We start from the raw sequence: 16,865 nt of genomic DNA, 5'->3' as shown, positions 1-16,865 counted from the left end.
CCCATTTGAGGGACAGCAACTGGCAGTCAAACAAGAGGTAATGCACATAGGGTTTGATGACACCGACTCAGTAAAAGGCGGATGCACCACGTACCTTGCCGCTCAACTCGCCGAACAACTTGACCCGCTTGGTGTGCAGTTTCTTGATTACCCTCTTCTGATTCGACTCAATCCCAACGTGCCATGGAAAACCCGTGGCAATGGCGCATTATGCCTAAGAATCAAGTATCTCTCAGAGTTCAAGCAGGAAATTAAGCAGGTAGCTGTAGACCTTTGGGAGCAGCATGCAAACGTTAAAAATAAGGGTACAGACCCCGGAATCGTCTTCTTCGAAGGACTCGAAGTCCCCGCTGACCTGAAAGAGTTTTCGAAGCGAACCGAAAAGACCATTGTAACCCTGCGTGAAGCATTAGCCTTGATAAAAAAGCATCATGCCGAAGCATTGGGCTACAACACTTGCAGAGGCATTATTGGTTCGTTGGCTGCAATTGGGGAAACACTTGACTGCGACCACACCTACGAGCTCATTGCGTACCGCACCCCAGAAAACTGCGGCACCCCACGAAAAGTGAACACCGATTCAATTTTTGAGATGGATAAGCAACTTGCCCCCTACACCTTCAATAATGTTGACGCCGAAAAAAACCGAGTAATCATTACCCCCCGTGGTCCAGACCCGATACTGTTTGGAATCCGAGGCGAAACCGCAACCGTGGTCAAAAAAGCCTTTGAACTAGTCAAACCGCTGGAGCCTGTGGAGCGCTGGATGATATTCCGCTCAAACCAAGGCACAGACATGCACCTAACCCACTCAGAATCAATAGCCGCACTAAAACCCTATAGCTCCATCACCATCCAAGGCACGGTTTCACAAAACCCAAAAATTATTCCTGTGCGCCACGTAATCTTCAGCATCAAAGACCAAACAGGCGAAGTAGACTGCGCCGCCTATGAGCCCACAGGTGATTTGCGCAAAATTGCGCGACAACTCCTGATTGGTGACGTGGTTGAGGTATCAGGTGCGGTTCGGAAAGTCGCCAAAAGTAGCCGCTTAACAATTAATCTTGAAAAAATAAACGTGAAAAGCCTAACCCAAAAAAGCGCAACTGAAAACCCAATGTGTCCCGTCTGCAATAAGCGCTTAAAATCTATGGGCAAAAACCAGGGCTATCGATGTGAGCAATGCAAACAAAAATATCCCCAACTACAAAAAACCCAGACTACAGAGTCCAGAGAGTTAACGGTGGGGTTGTATGTGACTTCAACGCGGTCGCAGCGTCATTTGACTAAGCCTTTGCGGCGTTATGGGCAAGAAAAAGCCTGCAGGGGCGGGAATGGGCTGATTGAGGGCTGGCATTTTGTGCGAAGTGTTTGAAATGCTTTAAATCTGTGTTGTTAGTAAACCCTCATTCAACAGTTATAGTCTCTTGAAGGTTTAACGATGGCTGAGAAACAGTTCACAGAAAAAGACTACGCCCTTCCCTTCTTTAAACAGGAAGGTTTTGTACGTAAACTCTGTCCTAAATGCGGCGAATACTACTGGACACAAAACGCCAGTCAAGAAACATGCGGCGAATCCAGCAGTGACGAATGCGGATGCTACACATTCATAGGTGACCCCGCAACCAAAAAAAGCTTCACCCTATCCGAGATGCGCGAAGCATTTCTATCGTTTTTTGAGAAAAACGGGCACACCCGCGTCAAACCTTACCCAGTTGTTGCCCGCTGGAGAAGTGACATTTACCTCACGCATGCTAGCATAATCGATTTTCAACCCTACGTAACAGAGGGCATCTCGCCGCCGCCAGCAAACCCGTTGGTGATTTCTCAGCCCAGCATCCGATTAACCGATATCCCCAACACGGGACCAACCTTTGGCAGGCACACAACCATCTTCGAAATGGGTGGCGCACATGCCTTCAACTATCCCGACAAGGAAGTTTACTGGAAAGACGACACAGTGCGTTTCCATCACCGCTTCGCAACTGAAGCGTTGGGCATAAAGAGTGAGGAAATCATCTACAAGGAAGGCGTCTGGATTGGAGGCGGCAACGCAGGACCAGACGTGGAATGCATCGTGCGTGGATTGGAAGTTGGTACGCTTGTGTTTATGCAGTACAAGGTGGTTGGTGACGACTTCATCCAGTTACCCATACGCACCGTGGATACAGGTTACGGAATTGACAGGTTTGCATGGATAAGTCAAGGTGTACCGAGCAGTTTCCAAGCCAACTATGGCAGCATGCTCGATAAAGTCTACGAATTAACAGGCGTCACAAACATCGATAACAGTCTCTTAACGCAGGTTGCCAAGTACTCGGGCTTGGTGAACGTGGACAAAAACGCAAACCGCATGGTACTGCGCAAACGCGTCTCCCAACTAACAGGTATCGACCTTGCAACATTGGAAGAAAAGCTCATTCCCATCGAAAACGCGTGGGCAATAACCGACCACACCAAAACCCTCTGCTTTATGCTATCCGAAGGCGTTGTACCCTCCAACATTCAAGAAGGCTACCTCGCAAGACTTCTCTTCCGCAGAGTTTACCGATTAGCCAAAAGCCTCAACATTGACCCAGCCCGCATCTACGACATCGTGGATTTACAGGCTAATCATTGGGCAAAAGATTTCCCTCACATTAAAGAGATGCAGGGTGAAATTGTGGAGATGCTCAAGTCTGAGGAAGAAAAATTCCAAGACACCCTCAAACGCGGGGAAGGCATGGTTAAACGCATAGCCGCCGACCTTAAAGGCAAAAAAGAAACCGTTCTGCCCGCAGCTACGCTTTCGGAACTGTATGATTCTCATGGGTTGCCCCCTGAAATTGTTAAACAGTTTGGCGAAAACGAAGGCATCCAAGTTGACGTGCCAGAGAACTTTTACGCCTTGATTGCTCAGCGTCACATGAACGCGCAAAAACCCATGGAAAAAGAAGAAGCCAAAACCGAAGAAACCCTAAAAACCCAAGTCGCCGAGCTTCCGCCAACTGAGCAACTCTACTACACCGACTCATACCAAAAAGAGTTCACCTCCAAAGTAATCAAAATCATCGACAACAACGTGGTTTTAGAAAGCACCTGCTTCTATCCCGAAGGCGGAGGGCAACCAGCAGACCACGGCAAACTCATCTTCAACGACGCCTGCTTTGATGTTGTGGATGTGCAGAAAATCGGCAAAGTCATAATCCACACGCTTAACACAAAACCCGACTTCCCTGAAGGCGCAACCGTTAAAGGCATTTTGGATTGGGAACGCCGATATGCTCTGATGCGTGCACACACTGTCACTCACGTGGTTAACGGTGCGGCAAGGCGGGTTTTGGGCGAGCATGTTTGGCAATCTGGAACCCAGAAGGGTCTTGAAACCACACGCCTTGACATTACTCATTTCAAGCGGTTAACTCAAGAGGAAGTTCACAAAATTGAAACGCTTGCAAACCAAGCTATAATGGCAAACATGCCTGTTACCATCAAATGGTACACCCGAAACGAAGCTGAAGCCCTCTACGGATTCCGACTCTACCAAGGCGGCGCAGTACCAGGCAAAGACATCCGTGTTGTCAAAACGGGCGATTGGGACGTGGAAGCCTGCGCAGGGACACACCTCAAAAACACTGGCGAAGTTGGCTTGCTTAAAATCGTCTATAACGAGCGCATTCAGGATGGTGTGGAACGTTTAGGTTACGCTGTTGGGTTGGAAGCGTTGAAGGCGGTTCAGCGTCAAGAAAGTATCCTCTGGAACGTATCCGCTACGCTTAATGCGCCAGTTGATAAGCTGGATAAGACCGCGGAGAAGCTGATTAAGGAACTCAAAGACGCCAGCATTGAAAAACGCAACCTCATCAAAGAACTCGCCGAAAAAGAATCCAAAAATCTTGGCGAATCCCAAACAGCAGAAGCACCTGTTGATTTGGGCGGTGTTTCACTGGTTAAACGGGACTTCAAAGAAGTAATCGACACCAACCGCATGATACAAACCGCAAGCGAAATCATCAAACAAAACCCCACCGCAGTAACAATGTTCTACGGGTCAGACGGCAAAACCGCACGACTTCTTATCATGGCAGGCGACGATGCAACAGCAAAAGGCATCAACGCAGGAACCATCGTCAAAGATGTTGCCCCAGTTTTTGGTGGCGGAGGCGGTGGACGACCCAATTTTGCGCAGGGTGGCGGAACTAAACCCGAAAAACTCGCCGATGCAGTGCAAGCCGCAGAAGAAGCCGTCAAGAAACAGCTTAAACAGTAGTGGGTTTAGGCGCTTTTTGCCTACCCAACAACAACCATTATTTTAGCAAAATTTAGCTAATTTTTAAAAAATAAAAGATAAAGGCTGCATTTCTGCAGCAATTTTTGTTTAGAAGCCTAAGGCTTGGGCTAAAACGGCGGGGTTGATTTCGCCTGCTTTGAAAGTACGCCCTGTTTTGGCGTTGTTAATCATTAATCGTGCAGGCGCGAATAGTCCGTGGTCGATTTTGTAGAAGTCCTTGTCGGCTTCGCGGAAAATCTGCAAGAACGGCTTGCCGTAGTCTTTGCTGGTTTCTGAGGGAGCTTTCTGGATGATTTCTTGCAGTTTAGCCTCATCATCATAGTCCACGGTTAGGTAGACGGTTCCGCCGTAGAGAATTACGTCGTTGGTTCGTGCCATTGCGACTTCAAAGTCGGTTCCCAGTGGTGGGATTGGCGCGTAGCCGCATGCGTAACGGATAACTTTGGGGTCTAAGCCCAATGTTCGGAGTTTGTGGATGCCGACTTCAACGATTCTGCCAGTGACCTGTGTGAGGCCTGCGATGCTGGCGGTTGGGGCAACTACGATGATTAGGTTTTCGGCTGTGATGTTGCAGGCTTTGGTGACTTTTTCAATTAGCATGTCGGTTGGTAGCTGGTTGCTTTCCAGTGTGAGTACGGCTTTGTCGCTTTCGTCTTTGTAGCCAAGTTCCGCGTAAATGTCTTTGGGTTTAAGCGCGATTGCACGTGCAGGTCCTGAACCAATGGCGATGTTTTCTTCCTCTTTAATGCGCCAGCCTGCGAATTGGCTTCCGAGCATGGCGATTGCTGGGTGGTCGCTGGTTATAGTGACTGAGGGGAAGGTTATGTCGCCGTAGTTTTTGAAGCCGATTTGGGCTTTGGCGGCGCATCCCATGCAGAGTTCGGTTAGGATTTTGCCTGCTGAAAATCCACCTTGGGTTTTTACGCCTGCATCAATAATGGTGGCTCCCGCGGGGGATTTTGTGATTGTTACTTGGTATAATTCTGGGTTGCTGATGAGTTTTTGGGCTTTTTCCCAAGCCATTTTGTTAACACTTAAAGCTGTACTCATGGCATTGCACCTAAATTTCACTTGTACACTTGACAATATACAATATTAAACTTAGCTGAAAACAAACTCGCTTCCCCAACAAAAAACCCTGCATTCCTATTTGGAGCCTAATAGAAACTCTATGCAGAAACTATAGAGGGTCTATCAGTGAAACCCTAAGAGGAGTAGTCCATAATGGCTGGTTTCACACCCAAAACGTCCAGGTGCCAAAAAACGGGTTCGCTCTATTTGGGGGCGGCGTGTTTTCAGTTAAAGCTTATATTAAAAATGTGACATACACGATTAGGAGCGTGCGCCTATGGATTTAGCCATTGAAACCCTTAACCTAACAAAACAGTATGGTTCTCTAACAGCCGTAAACAAGCTGAACCTTAAAGTTCAAAAAAACTCAATTCACGGCTTTCTGGGTCCAAACGGTGCTGGAAAAAGCACCACCATCAAAATCCTTGTTGGTCTGCTTAAGCCCACTACGGGTTCAGCTAAAGTGCTTGGGCAAGAGGTGCATGTTGATGAGGCGGATTTGCGTTTAAAAATTGGTTACATGCCTGAGCTGCCTAGGTTTCCTAAGCATCTTAAGGGTAGAGAAATGCTTGATGTTTATGGGCAAATGTACGGTTTAACAAAGCAGGAACGCGCCCAACAAATCCCTAAGTTAATTGACCTTGTTGGTTTAAAAGGCAGAGAAGACGACCTCATCGGCAAATACAGCAAAGGCATGCAGCAACGCATCGGCATTGCACAGGCGCTTTTGGGCAACCCTGAACTGGTGATTTTGGATGAACCCAGCATTGGACTTGACCCTGTAGGCATGGTCGAGGTCCGCGAGTTAGTTAAGGCAATCTCCAAGGAAGGCATGACCGTTTTTCTCTCGTCCCATTTGCTTTTTGAGGTTGAACAAATCTGCGATCACGTCACAATCATTAACCGTGGAGAAGCCTTGGTTTCAGACACAGTAGAAGCAGTTTCAGGCATGATTTCTGGGCCATCTACGCTTAAGATTGAAGTGGCAAAGCTTGATGAAGCAATTGTTGAAGCCGTAAAGAATTTGGCAGTTGTTAAAGACCTGTCTGTAAACGGTAATCTTTTAAGCATTAATCTAAAAACCAGCGATGATGTACGCGCCGAAGTCTCGCAGGAAGTAACAAAAGCTGGCGGCGTAATCATTTCAATGGCTTCTAAAGGACACAGTTTGGAGGATGCGTTTATACAATTAATCACCAATCACAAAGGAGAAAAGAAACAATGACAACCACAAACAGCCAAACTGCAAAACCCAGCTGGTTTACACGTTTCTGGGCAATTGTCCGCTACGAAATCCTGTGGAACATACGAAAGAAACTATTCATTGGCGTGCTAATACTGGCGTTTGTTTTTGCTACTCTGAACTTTGTTTTGCCTGCCTTCTTTGATATTGGTCAAAACCCATATTTTGCTATAACTTTTAGCGCTGGAAGCATAACCTTTGTGCTTTTTGCCATCGTAACAGGTATGAATAGTATTTCAGGTGAATTTGAAAAAGGAACAATCGTACCCCTGCTAACTAAGCCTGTGTCAAGAACAATGGTGTTCTTGGGCAAACTGTTTGCCATGTTCATTGTTGTTCTAATTACTTATTTGACGCTTTATGCGTACTCACTTATCGGTGGTATCCTTGTTTATGGTCCCCAAAACAACCTTGAACTTGTTCCCTTAAATTTCATAGGAGATATCATCGCTACTTTCATTTGGGTCTCAATCGTACTTACCGCCAGCGCCTTATCAAAGAACACTTTACTTACGGTTCTGATTACTTTCGGATTGTTTGTTGCGCTATCCATCGGCGTGCCAGTAGTGTCAGTGTTTTCCGATAGCCCAGGAGTGTTAAACTACATACCAGGCACAGGTGCGAGTGGAACATGGGACATTATTGGTGGAGCAAACATAACCGTAACCGGCAACGTTACCATCAATACTTTAACAAGTGTTTCTACAGGAACAGATAGCATCGGAATAAATTTGGCAAAACTTGCGCTTTATCCTGACACTGATGTAAGCTTCTATTTCTCAAACCCGCTACAATTTAACACCACTGAACCACCACGATTACTCTATACAGAATCAATGTCGCTGATAGCGGGACGGGCTATAGGCGTTGCCTTTGTTTACATCGCCATTTTCATGTCTATTGCTTGGATAGTGTTTAAACGCTCACAAATAGCCGAATAACCCAACATTATTTTTTATTCATTCGATAGGCAAGCTCAGCGATAAACTGTTCCACGCGGTCTCGAGTTCTGCCAAAATCCGCAACAGAAGTAATTGTGGTTACAGGGGTTTCAGCGGTGATGCTCATGCGGGTGGTTTTCTCATTTACTGCTTTTGCTTCAATATGGAAAGTTGAGCCATAAGACAAAAATGCGCCTTTGGTTTTTACTTTGGCTTTGTGGTTTTGGTTGTCTATTTCTATGATTTGCCACTGTAGTTTTCGGGTTACTTTTGGAATGTTTGTCCAAACCTGCTCGACTGGGTAATCGATTTCGTAGGTTTCTTTTTCTTCCCGCAGATAAGCCATGTTTCTTCAATTATTCTTGTCAGATTTTAGATTTATGTCTTCTTTCTTCTTAACCACAAAACTGTGAGCATGACTGCCCAGGCAAGCAATATCACTATGATGGATACAACAATGCCTGTTACAACATCAGGATAAACGAATTGCTTAACTCCTATGCCCGCGATAGCCCAAATAACCACCAGACTAAAAACGAAATCTCTGTGCCTAGCAATAACCACAATGGTTGAAATCAAAATCATTACCAATCCGATAAGCGCCCAAACACTTGAGCTTAAACCAAACCCGCTTAAATTAAAATACACTGCAGCAGCCGCAATGTTAGCCACTGTTGCTATGGTTATCCAGCCGAGGTAAGCACTGAAAGTTACATGAACGCATAATTTTTCAAGTATTGGGGCGTGTGATTTTCCAATTTGTAGGCGTAAATAAATCGTAGCCAATACTGCCACCAGTGCAATCATGACGCCCACTGATAGGGCAATATAATCGTATTGCCAAGCAATTAACCAGGCAATGTTTAAGAGGTTGGTTAGGATGAATAAGCCGCCGATTTGTTTTTGGAAAGCAGCATTTTTGTTTCTGGGTATGGCTTGGTAAATGATAAAGACAAGAAGTAAACTGTAGATTATGCCCCATATTGAAAAAACGTATCCTGCGGGTGTTAGTAGGTTGGCGTACAGGTCGGAGACTTCAACTATTGTTCGGTTGTTGAGAAATGGGATTGTTACAAAACCATTGATTACAAGGGCAAAAACAAAAACAGTTATGTTTCCTGCGTGAAGCAAATCTGATTTATCCATTAAAAGTCGCCAATTAAACTTTGTTTGTTTAAGTAAATAAAATTAACGCTTATTTTGAATCAGGTTTAAGAAAAAACTGTTTGCTCTTACATGAAGCAAACGCTACGTCTACTTTAACGAGTCTTTAAGTGTCTCAAAATATGACAAAACTTGGAAAATCTGGTCTTTAGACATGTCAAGGATGGTTTTAATGGCTGCTTTTTGCTTATCAGGCGCCGCTACCGAAACCGTTGCTAAAGCATAATCCAAACTGGTAAACAACTGCTCCCAAGGAATCGTAACCCGCCTGCCCTTCAAATTGTAAAGCGCCAAAACATACGCGCTTGCTCTGCTTAGGCAGTCTTTGAAAGCCTGCAGGTTCCAAGTGATTTCGGTTATTTCAAAATCTGCCCCGCCTATAAACCTGCCCAGTATACTGTAGCTTTCTTCAAGTTTGCCAATTTCCTCAAGCAAATCCTGCTTAATTTTGGATTCAGCGTCAAATGCCATAACTTATCCCCGTCCAGTATGAGAAGCATACGCTCTATTTTAAAATTGGTGTAGCTGCTCAAGAATTACTGGTTGGTTCCTGAATGATAGGTGCTGTGTTAGAGGTAATTGTCGCAGTTTTGTCTGCTGCTTCTTGCTGGTTGCCTTCTTGTTTGTCGTCTGCCGAGGGACTGCTTAATTGTTTTCGGATTATCAGATAAAGCACGATTATAAGCACTATGGCTATGATTATAGCGGTTATGCCCATGATTATCCATGCTAACCACGCGGGTACAAACATTTTCATGTATTTTAATGAGCCGACAAGTAAAAACAGGGACGCAGAACCAAGAAAGGAAATTGCAACAGCAAGCAGAATTGATGAGATGATGCTGATGATTAACAGTTTTTTCAGTTGCTGTTTGGCGTTGGTTTCTGTTTCTTGCAGGAATTCTTTTAGGGCGGCTTTTGCTTCGTTGAGAATGGTTTTTATAATTTCGTGTACTGAGGGCATTTTGCTCCCCTTTTTTTGTGGGTGTCTACTAATCAAACGCTCTTTTGGCAGCACTAATAGCTTTGTGACTACAAGCGTGCAACCACATCTGTTTTTATTGAGGACTATATATCTATGTTTGATATATTCAGTCTCTTGGAAGTTTCCTTTTATCAGAAAACTATCAAGTATATTGAGAAAGGAGAGTTAATCCTCTATGGCCCCTAAAAAAATAGTCAAAATAGTGTTTACGATTTGCTTAGTAGCAATAGTGTTTCTCTCAGTGCTTAGCGTTCAAGCCCAAGCAGCACCCAAGTCTAAAGTAACCTTTGCTGTATCAGGCTTAACCAATTATGATGATTTAGTCTTCACTATAGATGGTAACACCTATACCTATTGGGATATACCAACAACCTTTAACTGGGATAAAGGTTCAACCCACCAAGTTACTGTTGCAACCCCTGTAACAGGTTGGGATGGGATTGGACACCGATTTAGCAGTTGGACTAATGGTAATGGTTTAGTGACTGAGTCAGGAACATTAACAGTACCCGATTCAGACGTAACCGTAACCGCAAACTATGTCCAAAATACGGTTCACGTGTATTTCAGAACTTCAGGCATAACAAACTTGGATGCTGGACAAACAGTGCTTACAATTGATTATACCGATTATGACTACTGGGAAGTAGCCAACACCAATTTCATATGGGAAATTGATTCAGTCCACAACATAACTGCCGCTTCACCAATCACTGGTTGGGACAGTGTCGTTAACAGTTTCTCAAGCTGGACAAATGGCAACGGATTAACAGGTGTTTCAGGAACGTTTACAACTCCCAGTGAAGACACCACCGTAACAGCAAACTATGGCATCACATCAGTTAATGTAGAATTTGCCGTCAGCGGCATAAGCAACTATGACAATGACGTTATAATCGTTGACGGAACAGGATATAACATTTGGAATCTGCCAACTATGATTTGGTCAATAGGAAGCACCCACTCCGTTGAAGCACCAACACCGATAACAGGATGGGACAGCGTGACACATGTTTTCCAAAGCTGGACCAATGGAAACGGCTTAACCACCGCCACAGGAACCCTTACCACTCCAGATTCCGACGTAACAGTAACAGCAAACTATGGTTTATCAAGTAGCCCCGCAGAAACAGCCTTAAACGTAACCTGTACCCCCAACACAGTTGACCGAACAGTAACCAACAACACCATAATCAGCGGGCAACTAACCAGCAGTTGCGTAGGCGTAGCGGGCAAAACAATCAGCCTTGCATACCTAAACACAACCACATACATTCCAATCGCAACCGTGACCACCCAAAGTGACGGCACATTCAGCTACAACTGGGAAGTGCCAGCATACATCCAAAATGGTGAATATACCATTCAGGCACAATTTGCAGGTGACAGCAACTACGAAGCCTCTTCCGCAAATACAGGATCGGGAAGCAACGGACCAAACCTGTTTGTCCTGCCCGAATATGAATTAGGTACTATAACAGCAATAATCGCTTGCTTTGCAGCGGTTCTATTATTCAAGAAACGAAGCACTTTAAAAAAATAGACAAGTAACCCTATCTAAAACAAACTTCTTTTTTTCATTTAATCTGCTTTTAAAAATTCAATGACGAAGCATACGGCAATAAATCATTGTCAAGTTAACAACTTCTTTATTGTTTCTAAGTGAAGCTAAAGTCAACATGGGTTCTGATTTGAAAACAGAAACCTTGGCAACTTCATCTATTGTGAAAAAACCCGTATCTCTCTTGACTTTTTTGTCTCTTTGAACAGGTTTACTGGGTTTTTTATAATCACAATCTGTTGAATCACAAGAAGCTATGTTGAAAAAGAAAAACAAGCGTTCAGTTGCTCTTCTTTCTTTAGGTGCTTCTAAACGGGGGTCATCATTTATGGGTTGCACATCAGTGAAATGTGCGCATTCGGGGGCGTGTGCTTTTCTTTTAGAGAGTTCAGGTATAGCCTTGGAAAGGAGTGCTTTATCATTAGTGTTGTGTGCTAAAAATTGTTTACTTTTTGGTTTCTGGGTACTATTGGACTTGATTGGAATGAATTTGAATATACCTTCAGAATTAAAAACTGGGCCAACTATATCTAAATTTGAAGTGCCTGCTATTGTATGAAGCAATACTCCTCTCATATTTTCTGCCTTCAATGTTTTACCTCAAAAGTTTTGGTTTGCTTATATCTTTTTTTGATATGCAGGTTGAATAGGTGGTGATTTTTTTTTAAATATCGAACAGAGCCAGTAATGTTCTGGGTGTAATCAGTAAACGCTCTTTCAGGGCTTCATCATGAACCTATTATTGGCTACAAGAATTAGTAGAAATCAGGCATCTGTTAAAAGTCAGATTCCCTAAATTATTATCTTAACTTTACCTTTCTCATAATCGATTTCATTATCGATACCTAACTTTTTTAGGTCTTCTGATATTTTTACGAGAGAATCATTTATGTTTTTTTTCACCTTTATTCCCTTCCCTTTTAATAAAGAAACCTGTTTCCGAATTATAATTTAAAATTTGTGGAAAAAAGCTTGATATTATTAATTATTTTGTGAAATGTTTTATTTTTATTCATTTAAATGACATATTTAAACGCTGCCTCAGCTCACTTGCAAATAAAACCCCGTCAGATAACAGAGGATGCTTGCTTTGGTGCAGAGGGTGGGATTCGAACCCACGAACCCCTGCGGGATAGGCTCCTGAAGCCTACGCCTTTGACCTGGCTCGGCGACCTCTGCCCCGATAAACATGTCGCGCATATCAACAATAACCTTTACTGATAAATACGTTACCGAACACAACAATGTGTTTCATTTTAAGCATTATCCAAGCTTTACCCGGATTTACAGTCAACATTCCTATTTGCTGCCTATTTGGTTCCTATTAGTTATTCATTGCAGAAACGATAGAGGGGTAGGTGTGGTTGCGTTTCTATTTGGAGCCTATTAGCCAACCCATGCACAAACAATAGAGAGAGACCTAAGAAGGAAGTCACTAATGGCGCTTTTCTAGCCGAAAACTGTTCTGAGCCCATATAGGGTTAGGGGATTCTGTTTGGCAAGCAATGTGGTCTGTTGTCGCTATTTTTATAAGCAAAACACTCAACCCTTAGTAGTATGCAAGCAGAAATTGGAGTTATCGGCGGAACAGGGTTAGATGACCCTAAACTATTTTCCAATATCAAAGAAGTAAACGTTGAAACCCCCTATGGCAAACCCTCAGACACCATAACCATCGGCGAGTTAGCTGGAAAATCCGTGGCTTTTCTACCCAGACACGGCAAAAAACACACAATCAGACCAACTGACATTAACGTACGCGCAAACATTTACGCGCTTAAGAGCCTTGGCGTTAAACGGATTTTGGCTCCTTCCACAGTTGGTTCATTACGGGAAGAATACCAGCCTGGCGAAATTGTTTTCACAGACCAATTTATCGACCGCACAACACGGCGGGAACAATCCTTCTACACCGTGGCAGAAGGCAAAGTTTGCCACATCAGCGTTGCAGAACCAATGTGCCCCAACCTGCGTAAAACCCTAATTGACGTTGCCAAAAACTTAAAGATTAACATGCATGAAACAGGAACCTACGTGTGCATTGAAGGTCCCAGATTCTCCACAAAAGCAGAATCCAAAATGTACCGTTTATGGGGTGCTGATGTTATAGGTATGACTATGGTTCCTGAGGTGGTTTTGGCGCGGGAAGCCGAAATCTGCTATGCAAACATTTCAACCGTTACTGATTATGATTGCTGGAAAGAACACAATGTATGCGTTGAAGACATCACTACTACCATGAGAGCCAACATTGACAACGTTAAACGTATACTTGCCGAAACCATTGCGCGACTACCCAGCGAACGCGTCTGTGGATGCAAAGACGCCTTGAAAGGAGCAATCGTTTAGGAGAAAAACAAAATGAGCAAACAAAACAACGAAATTGATTTAAAATCTCAAATCCGACGAATCCCCGAGTTTAAAGGCGTAGTTTTCTGGGACATAACGCCGATTCTAAAAAACAAAGAATGCTTCCACCAATGCATCGAAGCCATAGCACAACACTACAAGAACACGCCAATTGACGTAATCGTATCCAATGAGGCACGCGGATTTATCATCGGAGCGACATTGGCATACGCGCTTGGAGTAGGTTTTGTTCCAATACGCAAAAAAGGCAAACTACCCTACAAATGCGTAGACTTAACCTACAAAAAAGAGTACGAAAGCGACACAATAGAAATCCACGAGGACGCCATTGGCAAAGACCAAAAAGTGCTTTTGATTGACGATTTATTGGCAACAGGAGGAACCGCAAAAGCAAACATTGACCTCGTTGAGCAGCTGGGCGGAAAAGTTGTTGGTTTAGGCTTCATGATTGAGCTTGGCTATTTAGAGGGCAGAAAAGTCATTGGCGACAAATACGACACCTTCTCGCTGATAACATTGAGCACGACCACTGGCTAAAAAAATTATTGTAAGCTTGGCAAACGAAGCACAACTCCAGCAATCGGCTTCCTTTCCTTTCTCCCCGGCGAAAAAACGTGATGCAAACGTTGGCGGTTGCTTTTATTGTGCCTCGAAAAAGCCGCCACTCTTCGCCAAGCCCCAGCTTTTTCCAAGCTGCATATCTCTTTTAGCTTGGGCGCTTTAATATTGATTTGTTGTAGTGTCACTGTTGTAACGCAGCTTTAATACTTAAAACGGCGATAAGAAGTCATAACTGAAGGTTTTTAGAATGGAAAGTTTAATTGATAATCCTTCTTCAGCTGTAATAACAGTTGGCGGAGAAAAAAGTGTTAATTTTAAAAAAATGCCCCTGAATGCTTTCGTTTTTATAAACTGTGAATCCCCTGAATCCCAATTAGCCTGTCAAGACCTGATGCGGGTGGATGGCGTAGATGAAGTTTACCGTTCATTTGGCGTCTATGATATTGTGGCGAAAATAAGCGCTGCATCCTTAGAAGACATGCGGGAACATACTCTTAAAAAAATCAAAAGGGTTGAAAACATCAAGTCAACATTAACTTTGATGATTGTTGATCCAAGATAAGGAAAAATATTGGCTTATTTTGTTATTGCAGTAATCATGATTTTGTTCTTTGTGTTTTCTGATACCTCAGCATCACCAGTTGCAACGATGTCTGCAGTAAGCGAGATTTTCTGGCAGATGAGGTTTAGCGAGTTTTCAGTAAAGTTAAGCATTGTGTTTCCGTCACTGGTTAAATGATAAACTTTCCTGGGGCGTTCATTGCTCATGTCCCATTCGCTTGCGATATACTTTTTCTTTTCTAGACTGGTCAGTAAGGGGTATATTGTGCTTGGACCAAAATAAATGCCAAAGGTTTTACGTATCTTAGTGATTATTTCATAACCATGCATCGGCTGCGATTTCAGAAACTGTAAGATAATGAGATCTAACAGCCCTTTGGCAAGTTTAGTCTGAACCTCTTTTTGTGCGTTTACCATTTTTGCGCTCTCCGGTTGTTAACTTGATTCCTGAATCTTGAATCTTTATACAGTCTATATATTATTTAAATCCTCGCGCATACCCCAGAAATACTATAACATAATAAATCACTGTTTCAGTACTCAAATATCCGTTAAAGTCCATGCTGATTTGAACAATCACTCAAAAAAACACACTTAAACACCCAATAAATAACCTGTACTACAGTTCAACAACAAAAACAGTGCCTAACCAACAAAACCATACTTTATGAGAAAAACTCCCTAAAAAACCACATTAATTGTAAAATAATCACTTATTTTGAAAAAAGACTCAACCAAGCAAACAAAACGTGTAGTTATTCGCGGGCTACATTTCACGTGTTTTATAGCATTTAGCGTGTTTGCCAAGAGCACACCTTATTGTAAATTGTTGATAGTGGCACCTGAAATAAAGTTAGAGCCTATTTAACACTAAACGCCTGATTTGTCTGTGCCGTTTTAGATACGCAATTATTTTGTATGATAAATCTACTATGGGTTTATCTAGAAATCTTGAAAGGAAAAGAGAAACCACAAAAAACAAAATGCCCAGCAAAACAAGTGTAAAAAAGTTGGTTACTGCAAAAATGCTGATTACAGCATACGTTAGCACTCCTGTTATGGCACCCATGATTGAGGAGCGTATTATGAAATATAATCTTTCCACATTTACAGATGCCGATATAACTTTCATGATGGCGGTTTTTCTGCTTAAGCAGGTTTTGTCTTTGAACCTGCGGGCGTTTTCTGTTTTTGGTATGGGTGAGTCATAGATGGCGTCACAGACTTCTTTGGTGACGATTTTATCTATCTCCACTTGAATAGCCAGCATTAGTTTGTCTTTTTTAAAACCTGACTCTTCGTCAGACAAAATTTGCTCATCTATAACTTGTTTTCCCATTTTTTGTCTACCAACTTTTATGGTCTACCCCTTGCAAGTAATGACTAAAAACACAAAATTCATTATAAACTAAAATTATGCTAAACAAAATATTAAAGATTATCAAACAATAACTCCTCCTTTTTAAAAACACAAGAAAAACAAAACCGTTCAATCCACAACACTCAAACACTTGCCCAAACCAATAATTACTCCAGTAGCCAATATCCACACATGGATAAACGGGTCATCTTACTTTCTGGAACGCCTTGCACAGGAAAAACCACGCTGGCAAAACATTTAGCCCAGAAACTTGGCGCTCAATACATAAACCTCACCGAGTATGCAAAAACCAATGACCTAATTTTAGAAGAAGACCCCGAACGCAAAAGCCTCATCGTAAACGAGAAGCGTATGCGGCAAAAACTTACCCAAACAATCCAAGAATCCCCAAACGGCACCATCATCATTGACGGGCACTTTGCGCAGGCAGTTGTCCCAAAAAAACTCGCAACCCACGTGTTTGTTTTGCGCCGAAACCCCAAAGAACTCAAGCAGTTCATGACAAAATGTAGTTTCTCAGAAAAGAAACTGCAGGAGAATCTTTCCGCTGAAATTCTTGACGTCTGCCTAGTTGAAGCAATACGGCTCCAGAAGGGCAAGGTTTGCGAGGTTGATGCTACAGGAAAAACCGTTGAAGCACTTGCAGACGAGGTGATGGATGTTTTGGATGGCAAAAAAAGTTGCGTTTTCGGGTTTGTGGATTGGATTGGTATGCTTGAACAGGAAGGATTAACCGATGAGTACTTACAGGAGTAAC

17 protein-coding genes and 1 tRNA gene are annotated in these 16,865 nt (G+C 43.1%); 9 read left to right on the top strand and 9 right to left on the bottom strand.

Annotation, left to right across the window (positions count from 1 at the left end; genetic code table 11):
- The first annotated feature begins 40 nt into the window (after positions 1-40).
- Positions 41-1,375, top strand: a complete 1,335-nt coding sequence (locus NWF01_08620) for a tRNA(Ile)(2)-agmatinylcytidine synthase (protein ID MCW4025082.1) — start codon at positions 41-43, stop codon at positions 1,373-1,375.
- Positions 1,376-1,441: 66 nt separating this feature from the next.
- Positions 1,442-4,249: an alanine--tRNA ligase gene (gene alaS, locus NWF01_08615; GenBank protein MCW4025081.1), complete on the top strand. Its 2,808-nt coding sequence runs from the start codon at positions 1,442-1,444 to the stop codon at positions 4,247-4,249.
- 108 nt (positions 4,250-4,357) lie between these two features.
- On the opposite strand, the gene mch is transcribed toward alaS, so the two are convergent.
- Entirely contained in the window at positions 4,358-5,320 is a 963-nt protein-coding gene (mch, locus tag NWF01_08610; GenBank protein MCW4025080.1) for a methenyltetrahydromethanopterin cyclohydrolase, read from the bottom strand.
- 298 nt (positions 5,321-5,618) lie between these two features.
- Between mch and NWF01_08605 the strand changes: the two genes are divergently transcribed.
- Both NWF01_08605 and NWF01_08600 read left to right on the top strand, forming a co-directional pair.
- Positions 5,619-6,566 carry an ABC transporter ATP-binding protein gene (locus tag NWF01_08605; protein ID MCW4025079.1) on the top strand — a complete coding sequence of 316 codons (948 nt, stop codon included), beginning with the start codon at positions 5,619-5,621 and terminating at the stop codon, positions 6,564-6,566.
- Positions 6,563-7,525, top strand: a complete 963-nt coding sequence (locus NWF01_08600; GenBank protein MCW4025078.1) for an ABC transporter permease — start codon at positions 6,563-6,565, stop codon at positions 7,523-7,525. Before NWF01_08605 ends, NWF01_08600 begins: the two co-directional genes overlap by 4 nt.
- Positions 7,526-7,532: 7 nt before the next feature.
- On the opposite strand, the gene NWF01_08595 is transcribed toward NWF01_08600, so the two are convergent.
- The 4 genes from NWF01_08595 to NWF01_08580 all read right to left on the bottom strand — a co-directional run bounded on the left by NWF01_08595 (position 7,533) and on the right by NWF01_08580 (position 9,653).
- Positions 7,533-7,871, bottom strand: coding sequence for a hypothetical protein (locus tag NWF01_08595; GenBank protein MCW4025077.1), 339 nt, complete (start codon positions 7,869-7,871; stop codon positions 7,533-7,535).
- Positions 7,872-7,903: 32 nt separating this feature from the next.
- A complete protein-coding gene (locus tag NWF01_08590) occupies positions 7,904-8,671 on the bottom strand; it encodes a hypothetical protein (protein ID MCW4025076.1) in 768 nt (255 codons plus the stop codon).
- Positions 8,672-8,779: 108 nt separating this feature from the next.
- A complete protein-coding gene (locus tag NWF01_08585) occupies positions 8,780-9,160 on the bottom strand; it encodes a hypothetical protein (GenBank protein ID MCW4025075.1) in 381 nt (126 codons plus the stop codon).
- Positions 9,161-9,218: 58 nt separating this feature from the next.
- Positions 9,219-9,653 carry a hypothetical protein gene (locus NWF01_08580; GenBank protein ID MCW4025074.1) on the bottom strand — a complete coding sequence of 145 codons (435 nt, stop codon included), beginning with the start codon at positions 9,651-9,653 and terminating at the stop codon, positions 9,219-9,221.
- A 196-nt stretch (positions 9,654-9,849) separates the two neighbouring features.
- Here NWF01_08580 and NWF01_08575 point away from each other — a divergent pair, with 196 nt between their 5' ends.
- Complete coding sequence (locus NWF01_08575) at positions 9,850-11,217, top strand: hypothetical protein (protein ID MCW4025073.1); 1,368 nt, start codon at positions 9,850-9,852, stop codon at positions 11,215-11,217.
- Between the two features lie 57 nt (positions 11,218-11,274).
- On the opposite strand, the gene NWF01_08570 is transcribed toward NWF01_08575, so the two are convergent.
- A complete protein-coding gene (locus tag NWF01_08570) occupies positions 11,275-11,826 on the bottom strand; it encodes a hypothetical protein (protein MCW4025072.1) in 552 nt (183 codons plus the stop codon).
- A gap of 500 nt (positions 11,827-12,326) precedes the next feature.
- Positions 12,327-12,414, bottom strand: a tRNA-Leu gene (locus NWF01_08565).
- A 378-nt stretch (positions 12,415-12,792) separates the two neighbouring features.
- Between NWF01_08565 and mtnP the strand changes: the two genes are divergently transcribed.
- The 3 genes from mtnP (at position 12,793) to NWF01_08550 (ending at position 14,728) form a co-directional block, all read left to right on the top strand.
- Positions 12,793-13,584, top strand: coding sequence for an S-methyl-5'-thioadenosine phosphorylase (mtnP, locus tag NWF01_08560; protein ID MCW4025071.1), 792 nt, complete (start codon positions 12,793-12,795; stop codon positions 13,582-13,584).
- Between the two features lie 12 nt (positions 13,585-13,596).
- Positions 13,597-14,142, top strand: a complete 546-nt coding sequence (gene apt / locus NWF01_08555; protein MCW4025070.1) for an adenine phosphoribosyltransferase — start codon at positions 13,597-13,599, stop codon at positions 14,140-14,142.
- Positions 14,143-14,413: 271 nt separating this feature from the next.
- The gene (locus tag NWF01_08550) at positions 14,414-14,728 is read left to right on the top strand and encodes an Lrp/AsnC family transcriptional regulator (protein MCW4025069.1); all 315 of its coding nucleotides are present in this window, start codon (positions 14,414-14,416) and stop codon (positions 14,726-14,728) included.
- A 14-nt stretch (positions 14,729-14,742) separates the two neighbouring features.
- Here the strand turns inward: NWF01_08550 and NWF01_08545 are convergent, their stop codons facing one another.
- Together NWF01_08545 and NWF01_08540 are read right to left on the bottom strand one after the other, a co-directional pair.
- Entirely contained in the window at positions 14,743-15,144 is a 402-nt protein-coding gene (locus NWF01_08545) for a PadR family transcriptional regulator (GenBank protein ID MCW4025068.1), read from the bottom strand.
- A gap of 436 nt (positions 15,145-15,580) precedes the next feature.
- Complete coding sequence (locus tag NWF01_08540; GenBank protein ID MCW4025067.1) at positions 15,581-16,066, bottom strand: hypothetical protein; 486 nt, start codon at positions 16,064-16,066, stop codon at positions 15,581-15,583.
- A gap of 213 nt (positions 16,067-16,279) precedes the next feature.
- Here NWF01_08540 and NWF01_08535 point away from each other — a divergent pair, with 213 nt between their 5' ends.
- Positions 16,280-16,864, top strand: a complete 585-nt coding sequence (locus NWF01_08535) for an adenylate kinase family protein (protein MCW4025066.1) — start codon at positions 16,280-16,282, stop codon at positions 16,862-16,864.
- Position 16,865 lies beyond the last annotated feature (1 nt).

It is taken from the genome of Candidatus Bathyarchaeota archaeon (genome assembly GCA_026014585.1).
In the GTDB taxonomy this organism is placed as follows: domain Archaea; phylum Thermoproteota; class Bathyarchaeia; order Bathyarchaeales; family Bathycorpusculaceae; genus Bathycorpusculum.
Note: the sequence above shows the minus strand (reverse complement) of the source record. Positions and strands in the feature narration are given on the sequence as shown.